Below are 1,524 nucleotides of genomic sequence, written 5' to 3' on the forward strand. Positions count from 1 at the left end.
GAGTGATTTCAGGGAATCAGCTCACAGCAGGCAATTGATCACGAAATGCCCGCCTCCCGGGAAGACCCACGTCCAGGCTGTCCCGCCCAGCGCCTGCCCCTGCCCCGCGCGCGGACGGCACGGCGGATCGTCTTCAAATCGGTCCTCCGCGCCGTCCGCGCGCGGGACAGGGGGCAGGCGCTGAGCCGCCACGACGAACCCGAACCTCTTCTCCTCCCGTCGCGTCCGTGCTTCGCCGGCAGGGACGCAGGCGCTGGCCGCCGCCAGACATCAGGCGAGCGCAAGCCCGGTCAGACCAGGCGCTCCAGGTCGCGCACGCGCTTTTCCAGTCCCTCGATGCGCTCCAGCAGGTCCACGATGATGGACCCGCCCACGGGGTTGATCTCCAGGTCGGCGCACAGCCGCGAAAGCTTCTTCACCCGGTACACGTCGCGCTGGCGGAACAGGTATACGCTGCCCTCCGTGCGCTGGGGCGCAAGCCACCCGAGTTCGATGAGCTCCCCCACGAACGAGGGGTGCAGCCCCGTCAGTTCCAGGAACTGCGCCCAGGCGATAAGGCTCGACTTGGCGGGCAGGCCGCTTCCGTACACGATGGTCACGCCGGTCATGGCTGCCTCCCGATCAATGCTGTTCGCGCGGGTTGAAGTCCGAAATCCTGGCCAGTTCCTCCCAGAGCGCGCGCTGCGGCTCGGTGAGGCTTTTGGGCGTCTGCACCATCACGCGCACGAACTGGTCGCCACGCCCGGCCTTGCCCACCAGGCCCTTGCCGCGCAGACGCATCTTGCGCCCCGAGCCGATGCCCGGCGGGATGGTCATGTCCACCTCGCCGTCCAGGGTGGGCACCCGCACCGTGGCCCCCAGAGCGGCCTCCCACGGGGCCAGGGGCACGTCCACCACCACGTTCACGTCCTCGAGCTTGAAGCGCGAGTGCGGGCGGATCATCACCCTGAGGTACAAGTCCCCCGCCGGGCCGCCCCCGAAGCCGGAATTGCCCTGACCCGCCAGGCGGATCTTCGCGCCGTCGCGCACCCCGGCCGGAATGTTCACCGAGAGCGTCTTGGGTTTGAGGTAGGGCCTGCCGTCCGGGCCGTAGGCCTCCTCCTGGAGCGTGATGGCCTTGGAGCCGCCGTGGTAGGCCTCCTCCAGGGTCAGCTCCAGCGCGGCCTCCGCGTCCTGGCCCCGGGAGGGGCGGCGCTGTCCCTGTCCGCCGAAGCCCTGGCCCCCGAAACCCTGGCCGCCGAAACCGCCCATGCCCCCGGACCCGCCGAAGATGGTCTGGAAGAAGTCCGAGAAGCCGCCCATGTCGAACTGCTGGCCGCCGGGGCCGCCCGCGCCGCCGAAGTGGAAGCGCATGTTCTCGTAGCCCGGAGGCGGCTGGAAGTTCTGGCCGTGCTGCCAGTTGGGGCCGAGTTGATCGTAGAGCTTGCGCTTCTCGGGGTCGCGCAGCACCTCGTAGGCCTCGTGGGTGTCCTTGAACTTGCCCTCGGCCGTGAAGTCGCCCGGTTTGAGGTCGGGATGGCACGT

General features: G+C 69.4%; 2 protein-coding genes. Both read right to left on the reverse strand.

All coding sequences use genetic code 11. From position 1 onward, the window contains the following. Positions 1-290: 290 nt before the first annotated feature. Positions 291-608 carry a chaperone modulator CbpM gene (locus tag ACV4UX_RS19455; protein WP_491594925.1) on the reverse strand — a complete coding sequence of 106 codons (318 nt, stop codon included), beginning with the start codon at positions 606-608 and terminating at the stop codon, positions 291-293. Between the two features lie 13 nt (positions 609-621). After that, positions 622-1,524: DnaJ C-terminal domain-containing protein (locus ACV4UX_RS19460; protein WP_491594926.1), on the reverse strand; the 903-nt coding region annotated here is incomplete at its 5' end.

Source organism: Fundidesulfovibrio sp. (assembly GCF_058402725.1).

Bases quoted from the DNA above. Each gene is read 5' to 3' on its own strand.
- ACV4UX_RS19455 (WP_491594925.1), bottom strand. From the start codon at position 608: ATGACCGGCGTGACCATCGTGTACGGAAGCGGCCTGCCCGCCAAGTCG.